15 protein-coding genes are annotated in these 26,031 nt (G+C 29.7%); 1 reads left to right on the top strand and 14 read right to left on the bottom strand.

Annotated features, from left to right (window positions below):
* Positions 1-13 precede the first annotated feature (13 nt).
* The 8 genes from KGF45_RS11400 to KGF45_RS11365 all read right to left on the bottom strand — a co-directional run bounded on the left by KGF45_RS11400 (position 14) and on the right by KGF45_RS11365 (position 13,226).
* Positions 14-1,720, bottom strand: coding sequence for a phospho-sugar mutase (locus KGF45_RS11400; protein WP_227842588.1), 1,707 nt, complete (start codon positions 1,718-1,720; stop codon positions 14-16).
* Between the two features lie 45 nt (positions 1,721-1,765).
* Entirely contained in the window at positions 1,766-3,322 is a 1,557-nt protein-coding gene (gene murJ, locus KGF45_RS11395; protein ID WP_227842587.1) for a murein biosynthesis integral membrane protein MurJ, read from the bottom strand.
* Positions 3,323-3,436: 114 nt separating this feature from the next.
* On the bottom strand, positions 3,437-4,492 hold the full coding sequence (locus KGF45_RS11390) for a cell wall-binding protein Cwp7 (protein ID WP_227827553.1): 1,056 nt from the start codon (positions 4,490-4,492) through the stop codon (positions 3,437-3,439).
* 94 nt (positions 4,493-4,586) lie between these two features.
* Positions 4,587-5,273 (bottom strand): sugar transferase, encoded by a 687-nt coding sequence (locus tag KGF45_RS11385; protein ID WP_227827554.1) that lies wholly within the window; start codon positions 5,271-5,273, stop codon positions 4,587-4,589.
* 219 nt (positions 5,274-5,492) lie between these two features.
* On the bottom strand, positions 5,493-7,517 hold the full coding sequence (locus KGF45_RS11380; protein WP_227842586.1) for an N-acetylmuramoyl-L-alanine amidase: 2,025 nt from the start codon (positions 7,515-7,517) through the stop codon (positions 5,493-5,495).
* 248 nt (positions 7,518-7,765) lie between these two features.
* The gene (locus KGF45_RS11375) at positions 7,766-8,917 is read right to left on the bottom strand and encodes an acyltransferase family protein (RefSeq protein WP_227842585.1); all 1,152 of its coding nucleotides are present in this window, start codon (positions 8,915-8,917) and stop codon (positions 7,766-7,768) included.
* Positions 8,918-9,026: 109 nt separating this feature from the next.
* Positions 9,027-10,604 (bottom strand): cell wall-binding repeat-containing protein, encoded by a 1,578-nt coding sequence (locus KGF45_RS11370; RefSeq protein ID WP_227842584.1) that lies wholly within the window; start codon positions 10,602-10,604, stop codon positions 9,027-9,029.
* Positions 10,605-10,814: 210 nt separating this feature from the next.
* On the bottom strand, positions 10,815-13,226 hold the full coding sequence (locus KGF45_RS11365) for a cell wall-binding cysteine protease Cwp84 (protein ID WP_227842583.1): 2,412 nt from the start codon (positions 13,224-13,226) through the stop codon (positions 10,815-10,817).
* A 227-nt stretch (positions 13,227-13,453) separates the two neighbouring features.
* Here KGF45_RS11365 and KGF45_RS11360 point away from each other — a divergent pair, with 227 nt between their 5' ends.
* Positions 13,454-13,861, top strand: coding sequence for a GtrA family protein (locus KGF45_RS11360; RefSeq protein ID WP_227842582.1), 408 nt, complete (start codon positions 13,454-13,456; stop codon positions 13,859-13,861).
* Positions 13,862-13,962: 101 nt separating this feature from the next.
* On the opposite strand, the gene KGF45_RS11355 is transcribed toward KGF45_RS11360, so the two are convergent.
* From KGF45_RS11355 to KGF45_RS11330, 6 genes are all read right to left on the bottom strand, one after another.
* Positions 13,963-16,107: a cell wall-binding repeat-containing protein gene (locus tag KGF45_RS11355; RefSeq protein WP_285891646.1), complete on the bottom strand. Its 2,145-nt coding sequence runs from the start codon at positions 16,105-16,107 to the stop codon at positions 13,963-13,965.
* A 31-nt stretch (positions 16,108-16,138) separates the two neighbouring features.
* On the bottom strand, positions 16,139-16,846 hold the full coding sequence (locus KGF45_RS11350) for a PIG-L family deacetylase (RefSeq protein ID WP_227842581.1): 708 nt from the start codon (positions 16,844-16,846) through the stop codon (positions 16,139-16,141).
* Positions 16,847-16,952: 106 nt separating this feature from the next.
* Positions 16,953-18,824, bottom strand: coding sequence for a cell wall-binding repeat-containing protein (locus KGF45_RS11345; protein WP_227842580.1), 1,872 nt, complete (start codon positions 18,822-18,824; stop codon positions 16,953-16,955).
* Between the two features lie 364 nt (positions 18,825-19,188).
* Positions 19,189-21,531 (bottom strand): preprotein translocase subunit SecA, encoded by a 2,343-nt coding sequence (secA, locus tag KGF45_RS11340; protein ID WP_227842579.1) that lies wholly within the window; start codon positions 21,529-21,531, stop codon positions 19,189-19,191.
* Positions 21,532-21,804: 273 nt separating this feature from the next.
* Positions 21,805-24,111: an S-layer protein SlpA gene (gene slpA / locus KGF45_RS11335; RefSeq protein WP_227842578.1), complete on the bottom strand. Its 2,307-nt coding sequence runs from the start codon at positions 24,109-24,111 to the stop codon at positions 21,805-21,807.
* Between the two features lie 289 nt (positions 24,112-24,400).
* Positions 24,401-25,999 carry a cell wall-binding repeat-containing protein gene (locus KGF45_RS11330; protein WP_227842577.1) on the bottom strand — a complete coding sequence of 533 codons (1,599 nt, stop codon included), beginning with the start codon at positions 25,997-25,999 and terminating at the stop codon, positions 24,401-24,403.
* Positions 26,000-26,031: the final 32 nt, after the last annotated feature.

The following is a 26,031-nucleotide window of genomic DNA, read 5'->3' as shown; positions in this document are numbered from 1 at the left end:
TCCCCTTAGCTCTTTATATAGAATCCACCACATTTAATATATAAGATATTAAATTATTCAACTTAGATTCTACATCTTCTTGGTTGTCTGAATTTGCTCCAAAGTAAAATTTAATTTTAGGTTCTGTACCTGAAGGTCTTATAGCTATCCAAGAACCATCTTCAAGTAAAAATTTAAGTACATCTGATTTAGGTAAATCATCGACCCCATCTTTATAATCTAAAATCTTATCTACTTTTACATCAGCCACATTATCTATTTTAACACTTCTAAAGTAAAGCATCATCTCTTTTATTTTTTTTATTCCATCTATGCCTTTTAAAGTAACTGACTTTAAGTCCTCTTTGTAGTATCCAAATTTATTATATGTATCTATCAAAGCTTCATACAAATTCATACCTTTTGAAAAATAATATGCTGCCATTTCACATATCATAAGTGAAGATACAACACCATCTTTATCTCTAGCATGAGTTCCAATTAAGTAACCATAGCTTTCCTCATATCCCATTATAAAGCTTCTATCATTACTTTCTTCAAACGCTTTTATTTTTTCTCCAATAAATTTGAATCCTGTTAAAGTATTTAAACAATCTACATTATAAGCCTTTGCTATTTTTGCACCTAGTTCTGATGTAACTATAGTTTTTATTATTGTAGGATTGTTTTTAGGAAGTTTATTTTCTTCAACTAAACTCTCTAATATATATCTAACTAAAAGTGAGCCAACTTGGTTTCCATTTAATACTACATACTCACCACTAGAATCTTTTACAACAACACCTACTCTGTCACAATCAGGGTCTGTTCCTATTATCAAATCCGTACCATTACTCTTTGCCATTTCAATAGCTATATTAAATACTGACTTTTCTTCAGGATTAGGATACTTGACTGTTGAAAAATTAGAATCTGGCAATTCTTGCTCCTTAACCACCATTACATTTTCAAAGCCACATTCATTTAAGACTCTTCTTACTGGTTTATTTCCAGTTCCATGAATAGGTGTATATATTATTTTTAATTTTTTTCCATATTCACCTATTGTATTTTGTCTTAAAACTTGCTTCTTAACAGCCTTTATAAACTCATCATCTACTTCATTATCTAATATAGTTATTAAATTTTTAGATAAAGCTTCTTCAAAATCTGCACTTTTAATAATACTGTAATCATCAATCTTATTAACTTCTGCAATTATATCATTTGCCATATCTATACAGATTTGACCACCATCTGAGTCATATACCTTATATCCATTGTACTCTTTAGGATTATGGCTTGCTGTTATTACTATTCCCATAGCACACTTTAAATATCTAACAGCAAAAGAAAGTTCTGGTGTAGGTTTTAATTCTTCAAAAATATAAGCCTTTACACCATATGCACTTAAAGTTTTAGCTACTTCTATACAAAACTCTCTTGACATGTATCTACTATCATGTGCTATAATAATTCCTTTTTGCTTTCCTTCTTCACCTTGTGTCTTCATAATATAATTTAAAATTCCAAGTGTTGCACGTCTAACAGTATAAATATTTATTCTATTAGTTCCCGCTCCTATTATACCCCTTAGACCACCTGTCCCAAATTCTAAATTTTTATAGAATCTATCTTGTATTTCTTTTTCATCATCCTTTATATTTAATAGCTCTTCTTTGGTTTGTTCATCAAAATAAGGAGAATTTAACCACATCTCATAATTGTTTTTATAATCCATATTTTCATCCTTTCTGACTCTATTTTAATTTTTTAAGATAAATGTCTATCTTTTAAGTAGTTTTTGTTTTCCTTTTCTCAAAAACTCAAAAGCTAAATCCATTTCTTCTACCTTAAATAAAACTATCAATATTGTATATACAGAAGCCCCACCTAATACTCCAGCTCCAACTGATATAATTTCTTTAATTGTTCCTGCACCTATAAATGCATATAGATTGTTATATATCAATAAAGTGACTACTGCCATCACACCTGATGCTACCAAACTTTTAAGGCCAGTCTTTATGATTTTATCTCCTCCAAAATATCCATTTTTCTTTTTAAGAGATATAAACAATAATATAACTGTAATTATATTAGATGTACTAGTTGATATAGCAATACCTGCATGACCAAGTGGTCTTATCAATATTAAATTAAGAACTATATTTATTATTAAGGCTATACTTCCATTTATCATTGGTGTTTTTGTATCTGAAAGAGAATAGAAGGCTCTATATAAGACATCTCTTACCCCACAAGCCAATAATCCTAGCGAATATAATCTAAGAGCTATAGATGTAAGGTCTGTTGATAAGGCGTCAAACTTACCTCTTTGGAATAATATTCTAACAAGAGGTTCTGCCAATATAATAGCTCCTATAGATATCGGAAGCACCACCAATATAATACAATTTGATGATTTTACAATAGTACTTATAAATCCTTCTTTATTATCTTTACCTGACATTTTTGCCAGCTTAGGATATATAACGGTTATTATAGATGTAACAAATAATGCCATAACAAACTCATTCAGTCTATTTGCATAGTTAAGAGCGGACAACTTCCCATCCCCTAAAGTAGTTGCCAATAACCTGTCAACAAATATATTTAACTGTCCAACAGCTACACCTATTAACATAGGCAGGACTAGATTCACTAGTTCTTTTATGGACTCATCCTTTAAATTTATATATGGTTTATACTTGTAGGACTTCTTAAATGCAAATGGAAGTTGAAACAATAGCTGACTTGCCATAGCAACCAGTGCTCCTGCTGGTAGTATCCATATATTTTTTCCTGCACTTAGTGCTATTGCTACTATTATTATGATATTATATGGAATTCCTATAAGTCCAGGAATTACAAAACTGTCATTCACCTGTAAAAATGAACTAAATATTTTACTTCCACTCAAGAACAAAACTCCTGAAATCATTATTTTAGTAAATAATATTGCTGCTTGAAACTTAGCAGGGTCACTTCTAAATCCTGCTGCAAATACTGTAACAAATTGCTCTGTAAATAAAAGCCCAAAAATAGCTATTATTATAGCCATTATATAGCATATATTTAAAACATTATTAGTAAATTTTAAGGCACCTTCATCTCCGAGTCTTTTCTTCGTCTCAAAGTACATAGGTATATAAGTTGTAGCAATTGCAGAACCTATGACTGCTATGATTAAACCAGGTATATTTAGTGTTAATACAAATACATCTGCATACATACCTGTTCCATAGAAATTTGCAAGTACAAGTTCTCTAAGGAAACCTAATACTTTTGAAAACATAGTGGCGGCCATAATCCACAATGCTGCTTTAGCTGTTTTTGACATTTTATTTCTCCTTATCTAATTTAAACTCTAAAAGTAGAACTTTTAAAACTGCTTATAAACATTATTCTAATTAAGTAAATTTAACCTATGAAAAGCTTCCTTATAAATTAAATACTATATTGACTCATATCTAAGTGCCCTAAATGTAATCAATAGTAATAATAGTATTAATATTATACAAGATAAGAATGTTAGATTAAATATACTCTTAAGTAAACTATAATTACCTACTGTATACCCAACTTCAATTACATCACTTATGTTGTTATCTTTCAAGAATTTATCTTGTGCACGACTTAAATTATCACTACAAATCAGTATTGGCATATTTTCTTTAGCCGATACTACTCCCAAAGAAATATATTCGTTTACATCAGCTCTACTTCCAAAGTCTAATCTAGCAGTATAGATTTTATTTATATCTTTTACATCATAAAACTTCTTTATTAAATCGATATTTGTCGCTGACTTATTTATTTGCTTTATACCTTCTATATTCTTTAAGCTAGAATCAATATCTGCAATAAACTCTTTTGAATCACCTAAGGCATATATTTTTTCAAGGTTTTTACCTTTTAAGAAATCAATTTGTTCTTCAAAACCTTCATCTTGAGCCCATATTATTGGCATTCCACTTTTAGCTGCATAAGAATACACAGATATGGCATTTTCTAATCCTGTAGTTGAGCTAAGTAAAAATGCTTTATCGAATCCTACTGTTCTGTACATTTCTCTAGCTATCTTTAAAGATGTATCATATCTGTCTTTTCCTCTTATTCTTTCTACTTTCATTCCCATTTTTTCTATATTACGTTCAGCATCTTTAGATACTGCCTTTAAACCACCTATTATCGTAACCTTCTCTGGACCTAGTTCTTTTAGATAATTTCTTGTTACTCTACCAAGATTTTTACTCTTAGTTACAACTATTGGAGCATTTTTTGCATATGCTAAAGGTGTTGCACTTATACTATCTACAATTGACTCTTCATTTACAAGAATTACTTCTTTAGAATTCTTAAATGCTCTTTTATTTAATTCTGTTGAAATCTCTGGTATACTACCTTCTATCAACTCTTTTTTAGGATTTGCATCTGCAAATACTCCTATCGTACTAGAAATAGAGATTAGCAAAACTAACGATAATATAGTAGAAAATTTTTTAATCATAAGTTCTCATTCCTTTTCTTTTTTGTATTTTTTGACAATAAAAAAGCTCTTTTTAAAGAGCTTTTTCATTGATTAGTAATCTAATATTTTAAAATTATCTAGCTCCGTCTCCTGTCAATACTACTTTAACAGTTTTAAAGAGTATCTTAAAGTCAAGTAATATACTCCTATTTTTTATATAGTAAATATCTTCTTTAAGTTTTTCTTCAGGAGTGATTTCGTATCCACCATTTACTTGTGCCCAACCTGTAAGTCCAGGTTTTATAGCAAGCCTGTTGATAAATCCAGGTATTTCCTCATTAAATTGAACAGTAAAGTTTGGTCTCTCTGGTCTAGGGCCTATCAAGCCCATGTCCCCCTTTAATATATTAAACAGCTGTGGAATCTCATCAATTCTAGTTTTCCTAATAAACTTTCCAACCTTAGTTATTCTAGGATCATCTTTTTCAGCCCATTGTGCGCCAAATTTTTCTGCGTCTGTTCTCATAGATCTCAATTTATATATATAGAATCTTCTCCCGCATTTTCCTAGTCTTTCTTGCTTATAAGTTATTGGTCCTTTGTCCTCTATTTTAATAAGAATTCCAAATATTGCTATTAAAGGTAAACCTACTACAAGCCCTAATATCGATAAAACTAAATCCATAACTCTTTGGTACAAGTCAAATAAAACTGTCCCTTTTACTATGCTATAGTCAATCTCACTTGCAATTTCTTTATCTGCCCCTGGATAGCTTGTAACTTTAGGTATTTCACATTCATCATTAGTATATCCAGACATAGTTACCTCCATATTGGAATAAAAAATTTTTAAATTCTCAATTTCAACGTATTTCTATCTTATTTTTGACTTATTTCTATATTATACTCAATAATGAGCAGTTTATCAATACAATAAACGTCATTGTAAATAATTTGATTCTTTGCAAAAATATATCATCTCTTGCTATATTTTATATTATAACAGGAGATGATATATTTTGCTTTAATATTTTTTATTTTATTTTACTGTATCTTCTATTCCTATTCCAATTTGAGTTCCCATTGTTTTTACTTTTTCTGTTGTATTTAACTTATCCATGTCACTTTTGTTGTCTATAAATGCACATTCAACAAGTATTGCTGGATAATTATTGTTTCTTAAAACATATAGGTAATCATTTCCATTTGCAAGTGTTCTTGTTTTGATTCCTCTATTTTTCATGTTAAATTTTTCTAGTATTCTTTTTAAGATATTTGATGCAGCAGTCTTAGTTGTTCCACCATTTTTATCTTTTACTTTGTAAAAAATTTCCACACCATTACCTGCTCCATTAGATGCATTGTAATGTATACTTGTAAATAAATCTGGCTTTATAGTATTTGATAATGTTGTTCTTTCTCCTAAAGCCATCGTTTTATCTGTATCTCTTGTCATAACAACATTTATACCTTTTGAACGTAAGTATTCAGTAGTTGCTAAAGCTGTATTAAGAGTATATTTCTTTTCTTGAGCTCCACCATTTAGTCCACTAGTTGCACCTGAATCAGAACCCCCATGACCTGGGTCTATCACTACAGTCTTTCCTGCTGCTGAACCAGAATTATCTGGTTCTGTTGGTGCATTGTGTTTTGATAAACTAGATGCTATAGAGCTTATAACACTCTCTTTCATTCCATCACCAATTTGATATACTGTTCCTGCTGTTTTTTCTGATAAGTTTGTACTATGATATGCAGAAACGTAAGTTTTTGGAGTTATAAGTATTGGAGATTTCAACTTAGCTGCTAAAGGTCCTGCTGTTATTGAGTCAACTATTATGTCAGATTTTGCAACTAACATTGCACTCAACTCTTTATCTGGATAGAAAGTCTTAATTACCTTTGCATTAGTTTCATGTCTATCAGCTCCAGACACTCTGTTTTTTGAAGTTGCATTTTTTGCTATCTTAGATATTTGGTCTATAATTTTTGATGATAAACTTTGGTCTCCACCTATGTAGTAAGCTTCTTCTAAACCTTGTGAAGATAACCAATTATATGTACTTTCTGGTACAGAATCTTTATTAGCTAATATTATAGGTTGTTGGTCTTCACCTGCTTTTGATGAAATATTAAGAGCATCATACTCACCAGCATATCCATTTGCTATATATATCTTATTAACATCATGATACTTATCGATTTCTTTTGCTATAAGTAAAGATGTTTCATGTCTATCAACTCCACCAATACGAGTTACATTTACATCTACAGCAGATTTAATTTGAGATACTGCCTTCTGTGAAACTGAACCATCATCACCTATGATTATTACATCACTTGGATTTAGACGTTTTAATTCTGCCTTTGTGCTTTCTGGTATATCATCTTTGTTTGCAAGTAATATTGGTGCATCATATGTAGAAGCAAGTGGAGTAGCTGTTATTCCATCTGCTGCTAGTTCTCCATTAACTATTACAACCTTACTAGCTCCATCTTTCCATCCTTGTTTACTTATCTCAACAGCTGTCTCAAATCTAGTAGCTCCTGCAAGTTTTTTTACTGGTGCAGAAGTTTTTCTCATATATTCATTTACTGCTTTTGTCGAGTTAGCATCACTTATTATAAATTCTTGTGTAACATCATAATCTTTAAGATTTAATCCCATAGATTCTAAGTCTTCTTTGTTTAAAACTTTCTGTTCATCTTTACCATTTACTTTTATGCTTTGAAGTTCCCATACATTTAAATATTCTGGGTCTTTATTGTAATTTATTACACCTTCATATGCATCTGTCTTTTCATTGTAATTTAAAGTAGCTTCAAGTGGCATATCATAACACATAAAATTTAATGTTATTGAATCAGCGTTTAATTTTTCCTTAAATTTTACACTTGCATTCGATTTACTTCCTAACACTACACTTTTTCTTTGTAAATTTATATTAATATCTGAATTAGATTCTGTATTTGCAGTAGTATTTTCTGCTGCTAAAGCCACGTTTGGTGCCACCATTGCTATAGACAACATTCCTGTTGCTAATAATTTTGTTCTTTTTCTCATTGTATCCCCCCTAGATTTTTAGATCTTTAAATCTTATTTAATTCTTCTTGAACTTGTTTTATATTACATAAATTCAATATTATGTAAATCTTTTTTCATTATAGCACAAAAGATTACAAATTGTAATCTTTTTGTAATCTTTTATGGCATGTTTTTTTAATTTTCGCTAGGGAAAAACCGGATTATTCCTGAGAATTTCTGCATATTTGAACAAATTAAAGAAATATTTTTTTAAACAAAATACTACATTAAATTTTAATAAATATTTTCTTTTTATACATAAACGACATTATTATAACCCAAAACAATACATACAAGAGAGAAAATACAAGAGAATCCCACGTTGTACCTGCCCAAGGTGTTATAAGTTCATATGTAGTCCATTCCACCAAGGTAGTGGGATAATCTACTTTATCAGTAAGTTTTGGTAAATTCCAAAACACATGACTCAATATCTCAAGACACATATATGTAAAAATAGGGCTACTTCCAAGTGCTATTATTGGAGTAAATATTTTGCTTTTATTTTTGATGTCACATATAAAGTAAAATATTGCCAATAAAATACCATAACTTCCAGCCATTAAAAGTACAAATGAGCTTGACCATAATCTCTTATTAAATGGAAAATATTGATTAAAAGCAAAAGCACATGTAAGTAAAATGATACTCATAATTAATATTTTAAAGAATTTTTTATACTCTCCTATATTTTCTTTTAGAAGTACACATCCCATAGTACAGCCCAACATTCCTGAGGAAATAGCTACTATACTTGTTAAAAATCCGTCTGGTTCAAACTCTGGCTTGTACAAATGTCCTTTAAAAAAATGGAAATCCACTAATTGTGCAAGAGAACCTTCTAATTCAAATCCATAAGGTTTTGCAACTATGTAATACCCCACTATAATAAATGCAGATATACACAAGAAAGTAATTATAGTTGCAGTGCTTCCTACATTTAGCTTTTTTAGTAGTAAATACACTAAACTAGTTACAAGATACACTAGCCCCATACGTTGAAGCACTCCAAGTATTCTCACAGTACTTAAGTCATGATTTCCTAGGTAATTTAAGAAAAATCCAAACAACATTAGTAAAATACTTCTCTTAAATATACTTAGTATTATTCGTATTGTAGACTTATTATTCTTTAGTTTACTGTTTATTGATATTGGAATTGTAACACCTAAAGATATAACAAAGAAAGGGAATGCAAAATCTGCAAGTGTTACACCATGCCATATAGCATGTCTTAGTTGTGGATACATTCTCATCCAAGTCCCAGGATTATTGCAAACTATCATGAGGGCTATTGATAGCCCTCTTATTATGTCTATTGATTTAACTCTACTTTTTATAGTTTTTGTATTTAATTTACCTTCAAATCCACTCTCCATATTACCTCCCCCAAGATTTAACTTTATATTTAGCTTTAGCTATGATTCTATCTAACTATATATCTTCATACATAAGTCTAAAATATAGTTCTCTTAAATATACATCTTTTTAGTTAAGAAATTTCTTTAGAAATCCAAGTTTATCTAGTATGTCTTGTATTTTATTGACTTTCTGGCTTATAGAATCTATAGCTTTTTCAATAGAATCAACCTTAGCCTCTAAATCCTCAACCTGATTTACTTTTTTGTCTATAGTACCATGATTAGTTATATCACTATTAGATGAATTATCTATAAGTTTTCCTATATATCCATCATTAATCAATTTTGTATCATTAGCAGATGCTAATATCATCAACGTATCTATATCTGAATTTCTAGTATTTTCTATAACTCTACCATTTTTGTCACGAACTGACAATATAGATATTGTATCATGATTATTAAATCCACCTTCACCAATATTTCTCACTATAACATTTACTAAAGTAGCATAGTTATTTACCTCACCATTAGGCATATCAACAGTGATAGTCTTTGAACAATCCCCTTTTATATTCACAGTTATTGGTTTATTTGTTACCATTCTAAAAGCTTCATTTACAGTATCCTCTTTTGGATTAAAGTTAATAATGTCATTAGGACTTGCAATATTTATCATATTAGTTAATTCTTCAACAGTTTTAGCTTCAAAGATAGTCTTATCTTGTAAAGTCTTAATCTCATTAAAAGCTTCTTCATTTCCATTTCCACCAACTTGTGTTACAGTACTTAATTTTTTAGTACTAAGTACATCCCTTTGCTTTGTATTTAGTTTATCACCGACCAAAACAACAGGTGATTCATTTTTTGCTGCCAATACTCCAACTGCCAATGAATCAATAAGTTGATTTTCATTTTTACTTCCATCTTTGGTTACATATAGATTATTTAAATCTACATCAGAATAAAACTTTTCTATAACCTTAGCATTAGTCTCATTTCTATCTTTTCCACTCAATCTTTCTGCATTAGGGAGGCTCTTTTCTACAGCTCTTGAAACAGAATTTGTACCTCCAACTACATATGCTTTTATAACTTTCTCATCTTTTATAAATTTTTCAAATGGTTCTACTCCATCTTTAGGACTAGATAAAACTACAGGCATATTATTTTGAGCAGATGGTGCTCCAACACTTACAGCATCACTTAGCCCTTTTTCCCCATTCACAACAGCTATCTCCTTAACATCTTTAATATCTTTTAGTTTATTTGCTAAAAGTAATGAAGTCTCATATCTATCATTACCACTAATTCTTTCCACATTTAATCCATCATTTTTTAATTGATTCTCTATATCCTTATTTAACACAGCAGTCCCACCAATTAAATAAATATCCTTAGCTCCCAAACGCTTTAGCTCTGTTTTAGTTCTATCATCCAGTTTATTACTTTCTGTTAAAAGTATTGGAGCTCCTTTAGCTTTTGCAAATGGTGTAGCTGAAAGAGCATCAGCTAAAGAACTATCATTCACTAATACAGCATTATTACTTGAACTATATGCTTTTTGACTTATCTTTACAGCAGTTTCATATCTCCCTTCACCTATTAATTTTTCTTCTGTAAGTGCATATGATGAAGTTATAGAAATCCCACTTAAAGTAAGCGCTATTGTCAATATTGTTAAAATAGTTTTTGGTGCTTTCATTTTATTCCCCCCTTATTTCGTTTAAAATCTTACCATCTTATATTATAGAGTATCTTTACACTATTTTACAGTTTAAAATTATTACATTTTTCTCTATAGAAAATTTCTCAAGAAATAAGCCCCAACCATATTAACGGTTAGGGCTTATTTCTTTAATATATCTTTAAAGCTATATTAAATATTTTTTAAATTACAAAATATCTAACATTATTATTTTCCTAAAAGACTATTTAATTCATTAAAAGCACTTTCATTTCCATTTCCACCAACTCTAATTGGAGTTTCAATCTTCTTAGATTTAAGTACAGTCTTTTGACTCTCATCTAATTTATTTCCAACTAAAACAACTGGAGAATCTGTCTTAGCACCCAATGCTCCTACTGCTAGTCCATCTATTAAGTCACCTTGACTTTTTGAACCATCTTTAACAACAAAAGCATATTTTAAATCTGAATTAGTATAGAACTTATCTATTATCTTAGCATTAGTTTCATTTCTATTACTTCCTGCAAGTCTTGTTGGGTTTGAAAGCTTACTTTCTAAGTTTGATGATAAAGTAGCTGTACCACCAATTATATAAGTCTTACTTATTTTTGATGAATTTAAAAACTCATCAGCACCTTGTAACTCACTCTTTTCATTAGTAAGTATTATTGGCATATTGTTGTCAGCTGCTGCTGCACCAACACTTATTGCATCCGCAAGTCCATTGACACCATTTGCCACTGCAACTTGTGAAACAGATTTTATACTGTTTAGTTTTTGAGCTAATGATATACTAGTCTTGTATCTATCACTACCACTAATTCTCTCTATTGATATACCCATATTGCTAAGTTGAGTTTGTATATTCTTACTTAGAGAATTTTCTCCACCTATTAGATAAACTTTTTTAGTTCCTAATCTTTGTAACTCTGCCTTAGTTTTTGAATCTAAGTTATCTTTTCCTGTTAAAAGGATTGGAGAATCAATTGCTGCTGTAAATGGTGTAGCTGTTAAAGCATCCACTATTGCATTACCATTTACTAGTACTGCATTTTGTGAAGAAGTCCATCCTTTTTGACTAACTTTAACTGCTGTTTCATATCTATCTGCTCCAGTTAAAGATTCTCCTGAAGTAGCTTGTCCAGAAGATGTCTTTGTTATAGCTTTTATAACAAAGTTACAAGGAGAGAACTCGCTATATGTATTTATATCTTCAAATTTATTATTTTGAAGTATGTAACTTTCACCTAAGTTTGCTTTAGCTTCATATAAATAGTATGCATCTATGTTAGTTTCATATGCTAAAGTTGATTTTTCTCTATTAGGATTTGCTGTGTTGTCTATAACTACTACTATTGCTCCTTTACCTTTTGGTAGGTTATAAGAGTTAGTAGGTACATTTATGTATCCAGAATATGATACTGTTCCATTTGCAAGTTTTGTCATTGAGTTGTTTTGAGGAACTCCATTTACTACTGGTGCATAATATACTTCATATTTTGCTCCTACAGAGTCTGTTTCAAACATAACTGAGTCAAGTTTTTCAGAGTCTCTGCTGAAATCAAATACATTTGCTGCTGTTATTTTATTTGACATTATCTTGCTAAGACCAGCATATTCAAGTTGGTACATTTTTTTATCACTATCTGGTTTTGATACTGATTTCATTGCATAGTTATCTGTATCTGTAAGTAAAGTTTTATCTTCATAGGAAATCCAGAAAAATCCTTTCATAGAATTGAATTCTCCCCAGCTACTTTTTACTAACCATGCTCCATTTGACTCTGGTTTAACATCAGATGCAAAATTATCTTTTGAATAATTATCATCCCATCCTACTATTGCTACAGAATGATTTAAAGGAGCTCTCTTATTTGTACAATTATATGCTGTTTCATCTTCATTAAAATAATTTGAATAATGAGCATATCCAGACGTTACTGAACCATATTGCATTATAGCATTTTTTACAGTTTCTTTATCTTTTCCAAGACGAATAACATCTGTCACATTAAATTGTGTAGGTGCAGTATCCATATTTGAAGGTCTAGTTGCACCTTGTGATTCAGATTTAAGGTTATATGGTATATCCTTTTCTAATTTAGGCCCTGCCCATGCTGTCAAATATCCTATAGCTGTTACATTTGAACTACCTGACATATCGTCTAAGTTCCATCCATATGTTCCGCCAGTTGACCACCATCTGAAGTGTTCTTCTGAAAGGTCATAAGTTCCATAACCTTTTAGCTTTAGGTATGACTCTAAAGTTGACATACCAGAAAATGCCCAACATGTGTTAAGGTTTCCTTGATTTTTTGCTGGTGTAGTCAACCCTAAGTTCGTTGGGTTGTATGATGCACTTGATTTGTATGATGATGGAAGACTGCTTCTTCCCTTATTTTGAAGTATTGTACCTTCCATTTCATGTGGAACTGGTATTACTCCATTATATTTTGCTGTATCTCCATTTTTGACATCTTCTAAGTATTGAAGATAGCTTTCAGAGTACTCTGCAGTTTCTACTCCATCTAGAGTTTTATTGTTTTCTGCTGAGACAGGTATTGTTGACACTATTAAAAAGCAAACTGTCAACAATGCCAGTAGGCTTGACAATTTTTTTGATTTGTACTTTCTCATATTTACCCCCTTGTATGTATTTAATTTTTATTATATCAGATTTCTAAATTTAGGTCATATTTTATTTTGATAAAATATAGATTATTGGTGTATATTAACTGTAAAATATTATAATTTTATTTTTTATTATATTTTACAATATATTGATTAGTTAATGAATGTGTTATACTAAAATGTGTTAGTAGTCTTTAAAGAAATTATATTTGATTAGTTTAGGAGGGTTATATTTGATTTTTAAAAAACATAAGGAGACAATATTATATTTATTTTTTGGAGCATTTACTACCCTTGTAAATATAGTTTCATATTTATTTTTTACTAGAATTATTTCATTTAATTTTATGGTTGCAAATGCTTTGGCGTGGATACTTGCTGTTTTATTTGCTTATGTTACTAATAAATTTTTTGTGTTTGAGAGTAAGAAAGTTGAGATAAAGTTCTTGTTTAAGGAGTTTTTGTCTTTTGTTAGTTTTAGATTGCTTTCTGGTATTATTGAAATGGTTATTATGTATGTAATGATTGATTTACTTTTTGTAAATGATATTATAGTGAAAGTCTTTACTAATGTAGTTGTTATAGTTTTAAATTATTTGTTTAGTAAAATGATAATTTTTAAGAAAGATAATATAAATTAATAAGCAGTATACTTATATAGTTATACTGCTTATTAATAATTTTTAAGCTATGTCTATTATACATACTTATATTTATAAATGATATACTACCCTCTTATTTATTATACTTCTGAATTTGTCGCAACTATCTTATCAGTCTTACCCCATCTAGTCACTAAATTAGTTGAATTATCTAATTCTACTAGCTCTATATACTTTCCATCTACATCATTAAATTTTAATTCTATATTGTTATCTATAACACTATCCCAACTAGATAAATTAATTTTTTCTCCAACATTCATTGCTGCTGGCTTAATTTGAGAAATCCTATAATAAATTTGGCAGTTAGAGTTCGCTTTTGGTGTAGTTACTTGTACATTATCACCAATTATATTTACATCTGTATCTAGACCCTTTGCAACTTCTTCAACTTTTACACCATCACTTGTTTCACCTGTGCGTCCCCATCTTCTAACACTTTTGTTTGATTTATCTATTTCAACACATTCTATATAAGATCCATTCATAGCATTTACTTTAAAAGGAGTTGTTCCTTTTACAATCTCCCAATCATCTATGTCAATCTTATCGCCTATTTTAATTGCTGATGGCTTACTTTTTACTACTCTATAGTATATTGCATAATCTGAATACTTAGGTTCTTGAGAAATATGTAGCATTATAAAGTTATTTTGAGTAGGAGTACATGATTTTACTTCTGGATATAATCCACTAGCTTTATCTTTATCATCCTCTATAGTATTATTAATTCTAGGTTTATTCCCAACTATAGCTAATTCTTTATTTCCACTTATCGTATCAACGCTTCCATAATTTTTTAATGTGACATCAGATGAACTATTAGATATTTTTATTATATCTCCATCATTTTCTATATATACATTTTTTGCATCTTTAAGTATTGTTATAAGCCATATATCTCCAGAACTTTGATTTTCTATCTTACATCCATTTTTAGAATGAATATCTATCTGATTTATATCACCTTTATTGACTAATGTATTATTCTTTATATTATTAATCACAAAACTTCCATCTATTTTACCAAAATTATTTATATCTCCATTTGGCATATCTATAGTTATTGTTTGGGTATATGTTCCATCAAATTCAACAGTTATAGCTTTTTTAGTTTCCAACTTAAATGAGTCTGTTATTTTCTTATCTTTATCTGCTTTAAATTTAATTATATCATTAGCATCCGCTTTTTTTAATGCGACATTAAGCTCCTCAATTGATTCAACAGTATATCTAGTTTGCTCTTGCATATCAGCTATATTTTTTGTAGCACTTTCATTACCTAATCCACCAACTTGAGTTATTTTATCAAATATTTTTGTATTTATGATGTCTTTTTGAGAAGAATCAAGTTCTTCTCCTACTAATACAACTGGAGAACTATTTTTTGATGCTAAAACTCCTACTGCTAATGAATCAATTAAGTCACTTTGATTTCTCATTCCATCTTTAGTTATATATGCATTTTTTAAATTTGTAGACTTATAAAATTCCTCTATAACTTTTGCGTTCGTTTCATTCCTATTATTACCTGAAATTCTCTTAACATTTAGTAAATTTTGTTCTACAGATTCAGAAACAGAATAGTTCCCTCCTATTATATAGGATTTATTTATATTTTTTTCTTTGATAAGTTTATCTGCTAATTTTATTCCATTTTCTGGATTTGAAAGTATAATTGGCATACCTTCTTGAGCTGCTACTGACCCTATACTTACTGCATCTGCTAATCCGCTTTTACCACTAACTACAAATATACTAGAAAAATCTTTTTCTTTGCCTAATTTTTCAGCTAGTTTTACAGATGTATCATACCTGTCATTTCCTGATATTCTCTCAAAACTCATCCCCTCTAGTTTCAATTCTTTCTCAATATTTGAGCCTAATGCATTAATCCCACCAACTAAATATACATTTTTTACACCTAGTCGCTTTAATTCTAGCTTTGTCCTATTATCTAATTTATCACTTTGAGTAAGTAAAATAGGAGCATCTTTCACTTTCGCAAATGGAGTTGCAGATAGTGCATCTGATATTGAATTATCATTTACCAAAACAGCGTTTGTAGTATTCGACCACCCTTTTTGACTTATTTTTATAGCTGTTTCCCATCTTCCTGAACCTACTAGAGTATCTTTTGTAGCTGCATTGGCTTTATTAACATATAAACCAGTTGATATAAATGATATTGTTAATAAAAGCAGTATTTGTTTTGAAATTTTCATTAATTATTCCTCCTAATTTTAGCATAAACTTTTATGGAGCATGAACATATTGTATTTTATTGGATTTTAATTCATCAAAATGCGATTTTACAGAATGATATCCAATTGCATAATATCCGCTTTCTGGATGCCATTTTTTATATGCATTCATTGCACTTAATAATTTCTCTTCTTGAGTAGTTAATACCTCCCATACTTTTACATTTGGATTAACTTTTTTAAAATCATCATAATCATAAGGTTCTACATAAAATCTTAAATCTTTTATTTTACCTTCCTCATATAATTCTAATGCTGCTTCTCCTAATGCTCTATGATCTTCATGTATTCCACTAGCTTTATAAGGAGTGACAGTCTTTACTTTTGCATTTGGATATTCATCCAAATATTTAAGTATTATTTCTTTTGCTTTTTCTTTACTTAGCTCACCATCATGAGCTCTATTTTCCTCTATATGTATATTACTAGACTTTACTCCCATTTCTTTACAACTATCTTTAAATTCTTCATCTCTATCTTTTGAAAATTCACTTTCTGATAGAGAATACTTATGCACATCTTTAATATGATAAGAACATGATCCTCCATCATCTAAGACTTTTCTTATTATTGATTTACTACCATCTGTACATAATATAACATGTGTATCAGTCTTTTCAACATGCTCAATTATAGCACTACCCATACTTAAAGTTTCATCATCTTGATGTGGTGTAAAAAATAAAGTTGCATCTACCACTACTATATCCTCCTATTTCATAAAATGTTATAATTTACAATAAATAGCATAACTATAGAAAAAGATTCCTCTGTTTATTAAGGAATCTTCTCCACAGTATAAGTTATTACCAACCTAGTATCTTAGCTATCTTTTGTATTACTGTCAATTCAACTCCATTACCTATTTGAGTTACTTCTGCACCAAAATTTAATTTTTTATCAAGAGCACTCTTTTGTGAGTCTGTTATATCAGTTTTAGCTAGAAGTATTGGACCTTTACCTGCTGCTAGAGGTCCTGCTGCCAATGCATCTACTAGCATACCATTATTTCCATATCCATCTTTTGCTATATATAATTTATCTAATTTATCATAATATGTTTCTATGACTTTAGCATTGGTATCGTGTCTTGTTTCTCCTTCAACTCTTTGAACTTTTCTATCTTTATCAATATCAACAAGTTGATTTTCAATTTGGCTAGATACATTGTTAGAACCACCAACTATGCCAATCTCTTTTCCATCCATCAATTTGATAGCTTCTGCTGAAAGATCATTCCAACCATTTACTATTATAGGAGCCTTAAGTTCAGCAGCTTTAGCAGCTATACTCATAGCATCAGCTTCTCCTTTTGCACCTACTACAAATGCATCTTTAAAAGAACCCATAGCTTTTGCTACTGCTACTGAAGTTGTATGTCTATCATCTCCAGCTAGTCTTTCAATATTCTTAGTTATTGATTCTAATTGCTTTTTAGCTGTATTTGATACTGCTGACTCTCCACCTACTATATATATTTTAGCAGATGGGCTTTTCTTAATTATATCTTTTATATAGTCTAAAGTTACTTTTGGTATTTCATTATCAGATGCCAACAGTATAGGTGCTTTTTTAGATTGAGCTAGTGGTGTAGCTGCTAACCCATCAACTAATTTATTTGAATTAACTATAACTACATTATCAGTGTATTTTGTTTGTTTTGCTATAGCTACTGCAGTTGCATATCTATCTTCTCCAGCTATTAATTTAACTTTCGAATTTCCTTCTAATGCTGATTTAGTATCTTTTAACTCTTTTTCGTTAGTACCTTCTACAGTAAGTTCTATCGCTTTTCCAGATGCATCAGTATATTTAACAGTAAATTTATACTTTCCTGTTTCTGAATCTTTTACTGAAATATCACTAATTGATTTTGATATACCATTTACTACCATATTACCTTGAATAGTTAATCTATATCCATCATATAAATCTTGTGGTGAAACTGTGTTTAAATCACTATTTTTTATAGTTATTTCAGCTAATTGAATATCATCAATATTTTTAGCTCCTGCTACACCTAATTTATTGATTTTATCTACTTTAAAACCATCTGCAGAAGGATCTAAATTCGTCCCAGTTGAATCAACTGGATTTACTGTTAAATCAACCTTTTCATCACCAACACCCACTGTTATAGTGTTAGAAGTTACTGTTTCTGTTTTATCTCTTAGTGTTATAACTAACTTATCTTTATCACTATCATATGAAGCTTTTACATCTGCAACTTTATAAATTCCATTAGTTTCAGTTTTAGCTTTTTCTGTTATTGAATTAGCTTCAGCTGAAAGGTCTGCTGAATTTTCATACCTTTCAATTGCTTCTGCAACTACTTCTTTTGCACTATTTGTTGCATGACCTTTGTCTGTTATAGTTACAAGAAGTTCTTTATTTTCTCCCAAAGCATTTACTAATTTTTCTAACTCATCTATATTAGTTATTATTTTTAATTGTGATGAAGTTTCACCAACCTTTATTTCATATATTGGTTGTCCAACTTGAGAACCTCCAGTATATTTTTGAGACATTAGATCTCTAACTTTTGAAACTAACTCTGTAGCTTCTTTTTTAGTTATTGTTTGTTTTTTTACCTGTGTAGTTTCCGCAGCAAAAACTGGAGCTACTGATGTACTTATCATTGCAGCTGCCATAACTACTGAAAGATTTTTTCTATTCATGGTGTTCTCCCCCTAAAAAATTCAATTTTTCCTTATTCACCAATTATAATATATATTTGATATTATTTCAATAAATAGGATATATTGTAATAATTAAGCACTATTATCAAAAAAATTCAATTTTAGATACTTAGCTACTATTGTATGCAAAAAAGTAACAAAATTGTAATTTTTTTTAATAATCCAGATTATAACTCATAGACTTTTTTATACCTTTATAGTATAATATTAAATGGAAGAAAGAAATTTCAAGCATCTCTTTTTTCCGTATTTCTCACAAAGAAAAAGAGGCTGATTTTCAGCCTCTTTTTCATTTAAATTAATTCTCTTAAAAGTCTGTCTTCATTCATATAACTTTAATATGTTAGTCAAATTTATAAAGGTATTGGACTGTTGACACTCTGATATTTTTGTTTAAAGCTTCAAACATTTCATATCCTTCTATTGCATATTCTTTAAATGGATCTTTTTGACCATATGCTTTAAGACCTATATATTGTCTTAACTGATCCATAGCATCTATATGTTCAACCCAATAGGTATCTACAACCTCAAGTAATACTTTTCTCTCTAATTTTTCTAACTCTTTAATTCCAATCATCATTTTCTTAAGATCATATACTCTCTTAGAAATTTCATATGTTTGATTAATTATTTCATCAACACTTTTTTCATCTAATCTTGGAATTAATAATGTATCAGCTGGCATAAATATTTTATATAGGTATCTAAAATAACCTTGGTAATCTCTAGTCTTTTTCAAATATTTATCAGCAGACTCTTGAATAATCTCCATTACCATTTTTTGTATCTCATCAGAAATATTTAAATCATCTAAAACTTTATTTCTCTCATTATAGATTACTTTTCTCTGCTCATTAATAGTATCATCATATTTAAGAACATTCTTTCTTTGCTCGAAATTTTTTCCTTCAATACCTTTTTGAGCTCTTTCAATTGCTCTATTTAGAGCTTTACTCTCTAGAGCTTCTTCTTCTTTTGTACTCATTCTTTTTAATATTTTTTCTATTGTTTTCCCACCATATAACTTTATTACTTCATCCTCTAAACTTACAAAGAACCTTGAAGTTCCTGGATCTCCCTGTCTACCAGAACGACCTCTAAGCTGATTGTCTATTCTTCTAGTCTCATGTCTTTCTGTTCCTATAACATATAATCCACCTAAATCTTTTACTATCTTTTCTTCTTCTTCATCTCCTGCACCAAGAGATATATCAGTTCCTCTACCTGCCATATTTGTAGCAATTGTTACAGAACCTAATTTACCAGCTTTAGATATTATTTCAGCTTCCTTATCATGCTGTTTTGCATTTAAAACTTGATGCTTAACGCCTCTCTTTTTCAACAATCTAGACAACTTTTCTGATTTTTCAATAGAAACAGTTCCAACAAGAATTGGTTGTTTAGTTTTATTTATTCTTATTATTTCTTCTACAACTGCATTATATTTAGCATTTTCTGTTTTAAACACCTTATCATGTAAATCAGCTCTTATGACTGGCTTATTAGTTGGTATTTGAACAACATTTATTTTGTATGTAGACTCAAATTCGCTTTCTTCAGTCTTTGCAGTACCTGTCATACCAGATAATTTAGAATATAGTCTAAAGAAATTCTGGAAAGTAACAGTTGCCATTGTTTTTGATTCATCTTTTATCTTTACACCTTCTTTTGCTTCTATAGCTTGATGAAGACCATCAGTAAATCTTCTACCATCCATTATTCTTCCTGTAAATTCATCAACTATTAGTATCTCATCTTCTTTAACAACATACTCAACATCTATGCTCATCAGTTTATGAGCTCTAAGAGATTGGTTTACATGGTGAAATATTTCTATATTATCAATGTGTGTAATATTTCCTATGCCAAAAAATGACTCTGCTTTACTAAGACCACTTTGTGTAAGTGCTATTGTTTTGTCTTTTCTATCCATTTCAAAATCTTCTTCATTTATAGTTTTTATAAATGCATTTGCAAGTTCGTAAAGTTTAGTTCCTTCTTCTCCACTTCCAGCAATTATAAGTGGAGTCCTAGCTTCATCTATAAGAATAGAGTCAACTTCATCCACTATAGCAAAATTTAACTCTCTTTGAACCTTATCTATCTTCTTTGTCACCATATTGTCTCTTAAATAATCAAATCCATACTCATTATTTGTACCATAAGTTATATCACATTGATATTGTAATTTTCTTTCTGATGGCTGTTGTCCATTAATTATTACTCCAACTGTCATTCCCAGAAACTCATATACTGGTTGCATTAGTTCTTTATCACGTTGCGCCAAATAATCATTAACTGTAATTACATGTACCCCTTTTCCTTCTAATGCATTTAAATAAACTGGTGCTACTCCAACTAATGTTTTTCCTTCTCCAGTTCTCATTTCAGCTATTTTCCCTTGATGTAGCACTATTCCACCAATTAATTGAACTCTATATTGACGCATACCCAATATTCTCTTCGATACTTCTCTGACCACAGCAAAGGCTTCTGGTAACATATCATCTAAAGTTTCACCTTTACCTAACCTACTCTTAAATATATTTGTCATATTTTTTAACTCATCATCACTTAATAATTGTATTTTATTTTCTAATGCATCTATCTTATCCACTATATTATTTAATTTTTTAATTTCTATTTCATCTGTTTTGTCTAATATCATATCTAGAACTGACATATTTATTTTACCTCCTAATTTATGTTTCTCTTACTATTATACATTAAAATTTTAGAATAGTAGACAATTTTTTTAATGTATAGTATAATAATCATACTTAAATAAATAATTACATCTTTTTATTTAAGTATTTCTCACAAAAGGAGCAATCTAATTTTGGATTATAATAACAAAATTAGATTGCTCCTTTAAATTTTATATTATATTTTTTAAAGATAACAATAAAAGACTTCTCAATGAGAAGTCTTTTATATAAAATCTAGTAATTTAAATTTACATTCCTACTAAATCTTTTAATTTTTTAACAACTGAGTCAGCTATTCCTCCACCAACTTTAACTATTTTATTAGATGCATCATCATCAACAACTTTACTTATAGCTACATGTTGCTCAGAAGATAAGTTGTCAGTAGCTAATACTATTGGAGCTGGAGATAAGTCTCTATTTGCTGTTCCAAGATTAGCTGCTATTGGTCCAGCTGCTAAAGCATCTACTAATTGATCTTCCTTAGTTGAACCATCTTTTGCTAAGAATACATTTTTAACATTCTTAGGACTTGCTTCATAATATTCTTTTATAACTTCTGCATTAGTAGCTTGTCTATCATCTCCACTAATTCTATCTACAGATCTATCTATAGTATCTTTTATAGATGCTTTTACTTTATCAGAAACTGAATTTTCTCCACCTATAACATCTACTTTATCAGCTGAATCTAAGAAATCTTTTGCATCAGAAGATAATGCATCAGCTTTTCCATCTACAACTACTATTGGAGTTGCTTCATCTCCTTTTAATTGAGATGCTACTGGAGCTATACTCATAGCATCTGCTAATCCTGTACCACCAACTACAAATGCTTTATTATCATTATTTAACTCAACTTCATCAGCTATCTTAAGAGAAGTTTCATATCTATCATTACCTGCAAATCTTTCAACTTTTAATCCCATATCTTCTAAAGATTTTAAAACATCTTTAGAAACTGAATTTTCTCCACCAACTACATATACTTTCTTTTTAGTATTAACAGCATTATTACTACTTAATCCCATAACTCTCTTAATTTCATTTTTTACATTACTATCTAATTGATCTTTTGAAGTTAATAATAATGGAGCAGTTTTTTCAGCTGCTAAAGGTCCTGCTACTAATCCATCAACTATAGCTTGAGAACCTACAAGTACAACATTATCAACTGCATCTTCTTTAATTGTATTAGAATTATCATCAATATCATTATTATAATATGATTTACTTAATTCTATAGCTGTTTCTATTCTATCATCACCTGAAATACTATCAACATCAGAGTAACTATTATTGTAATCTTTTAAGTCTTTTAAACCATCTATAAAATCATCTTCATCTGTAGACTCTATAACTAACTTAAGAGGTGTATTTTTAGGTGCTAAACCTTCTGCTGAATCATTAGATTTTGAGAAACCTTGTAATCTTTTCCCTTTAGCAAAGAAAACAGCTTTATAAGTACCATCTTTATCATATGCACTACCATCAAGGTTATCTTTCTCATTTAAAGCTTTAGCTTCTTCATAAACAGCACTTATTTGATCACCATCAAAACTATATTTTTGAGCAATTGCTTTTATTGCATCAGAATCAGTTGCTTTTATAGTTTCTTCTTTTGCATCTAATACTCTAACAGTAACTGTCTTTTCAGTACTTGTTTGTGGTGCTGCTTCTTCTTTATCAAAACCTATAAATTCTTTAGAAGAGTTAAATAAAGGCTTAGAGAAATCAAGTTTTTCTCCACCCTCTTTTACTGTAATTGTGGCAGCACTTGAAGCAATAGCTAATTTTTGTGCGCTTGTTAAACTACCTGTAAGAGCTGTAGTACTTGCAAGATTAGTTAAAACTTTATCTGTTCCAGTTGGTTCTTCAACTGTTACATCAAGAGTGACATTGCCATTAGCATCTTTATCTGTTGAACCTACAGAAAAATATGATTTAAAAGTAGCTATTGTTGCAGCTTCTGTTGTGTCACCACTTCCTGCATTAGCTGCAACTTGACTTTTTATACCAGCTTTTTCATCAAGCACACTCATATTAATAGTTCCTATTGCATCTGTTATCTTTTGCCCAGAAGTTGCTGCTAATTCATTTATATCACTAGCCTTATATGTTGGTGTTACTTGTGTAGAAGTTGACTTTTTAGTTATTTTGAAATCCATATATCTATCAGACTTCAAATTTTTCATTTGATCTTCAACATAATCTACATTAACAACATCGCCTCTTTTTACAGTACTCTCTTTAACAACTACTTCATCATCATCATCTTTTATCTCCATAGTTATTATATTAAGAGCTTTAGCTTTTCCTAACTCAGTCCAAGCATTAGCTTCTGTTCCACCATTAGTTTTAATATATTCATCTATGGCTTTATTGTTTTCATTAACCAATTCCTTAATTTTATCAAGTAAATTTTTATATTTACTCTTTACTACCGTATACTTATCTGCATTTTCAACACTAGGTTGTGTATCAGCAAATATTGGAGCAGCGCTACCTACTACAGTAACTGCTGCCATAGCCATTGCTAAATTTTTCTTATTCATTTCTTAAATTCCTCCCAACATTATATTAAATTACATCTCTTTAATTATGTACATATAAATTTCATGTTCATATAGTCCAAATATTTCTCACACTCTTATGATAGACTATATAAAATATAATTTCAATAATTTATGCAAAATTAATTGAAGTTTTTTCCAACAAATTAATTGTTTTTTTGCTATTTTTGTATTTTTTAAAATTATTTTTATAATTTTTTCATCATTTCAACTTTATTTTTTTATTCAAATTAAATTTCTTCACTTTCTACTATAGATAGTGATATAAAATCTAACTATTTAAGAATTCCATTGCTGCATTTACTTCCCCTTTACTAGAAATATACATACCAAATCCAAAGCTATAAAATTCTTCTTTCAACATATTCTCATTATACTTAGAAGACTTCTTCCATAAATCAAAAATAGACTCAGCCATTTCTTTTGCATCTTTAGAAGTATAAACAGACTTAACATTCATAGGTAAATATGCAATATTTTCACCACTTCTTGCTCCAAATCCAAAAAACACTTCAGCTGCATTTTTTCCGTCAATCTCATGTGCAAATATCTTTTTCTCATCCATATACTTAGACCATGCATTTGCCATTCCAGCTAAAGAATCTAATTCCCTTAAAGGCTTCTTGCCTTTTTCTTTTCTATATGAATTAACCAAATTGTACATCTCATTAGAAACCATAGCCTTAAACTCATAACTATTAGGGTCTTTTGTACTTGTATTTACAATTACCTTAACATTTACACTAATCTCACACTTCTGACCAAAATTATCAAAAGCAGTTATTTTTAAAACATATGTGCCTGCCTTACTGGTATCTACATTTCCTTCAATATTAGCCTTTAAATCATTTCCATAATAATCAGTAGCAACTATATTCAACATACTATTATCAAACTTATCCCCTACAGAAATCTCAACATCATTAGCAGTTATCGTAGGCAAAGTATTTTTATCAGATGCAGAACTAACACATTGGTCAACAACCTTCCTATCCATTCCACCTAAAGAAGTAACTTCATCAGCACCTCTAAGTACACTCTTATCACTTCCATCATTAACAAGAACTATAGGCTTGTCCTTAGCTAGTGGAGAACCAGCCACAGCATCAACTAACTTATATCCTTGGGATATATAAAACTTCTTTGTTCCCTTATAAAAGCGTTGTATAACTTTCTTATTAGTCTCAAATCTATCCTTACCAGCAATTCTAACAGAATTAGTCTTACTTACAAGTTCATTACTCATTATCTCTTCTGACCCAAGAGAATAACATTGAACATCATCAACCTTAAATGGTATGCGCTTTCCATTAGTAAGTATTACAGGCACTCCATCTCTAGCTGCAACAGAAGATACACTCATTGCATCAGCCTCACCTGTATATCCATTTACAAGAAATACTTTATCACCTTTATTTACTGGCTTAATAGTAGAAATCTCTTTTACTATAAGATAACTAGTCTTTATTCTATCTTCTCCACCAATTCTCTTAACCTCAATACCCTTATTCTTAAGTTGATTTTCTACAGATTTACCTATAGTATCCTCTGTACCTATAACATAAGCATTCTTAACATCCTTTAATCTTTTTTCAACATCAGATGGTATCTTATCTTTTTGTACCAACATTATAGGTGCTTTTGCAACTCCTGATAATCCACTTGCACTTAATCCATCTACTATAGAATTATCAGTATTTACTAATATGACTGTGTCATATATTTGTTTATCTGCTATCAATGCAGAAGTCTCATATCTATCTTTCCCTTGTATCTTCTCTATACTTGAAAGTGCATTGATATTTATTGCCCCTGCCATTATTAATGATACTGTCAATCCTATTGATAATATTCTCTTATTTACCTTCATAAAACTCCTCCTACCAATCTTTTAATAATTCA

It is taken from the genome of Clostridioides sp. ZZV14-6154, assembly GCF_020657785.1.
Taxonomy (GTDB): domain Bacteria; phylum Bacillota; class Clostridia; order Peptostreptococcales; family Peptostreptococcaceae; genus Clostridioides.
Note: the sequence above shows the minus strand (reverse complement) of the source record. Positions and strands in the feature narration are given on the sequence as shown.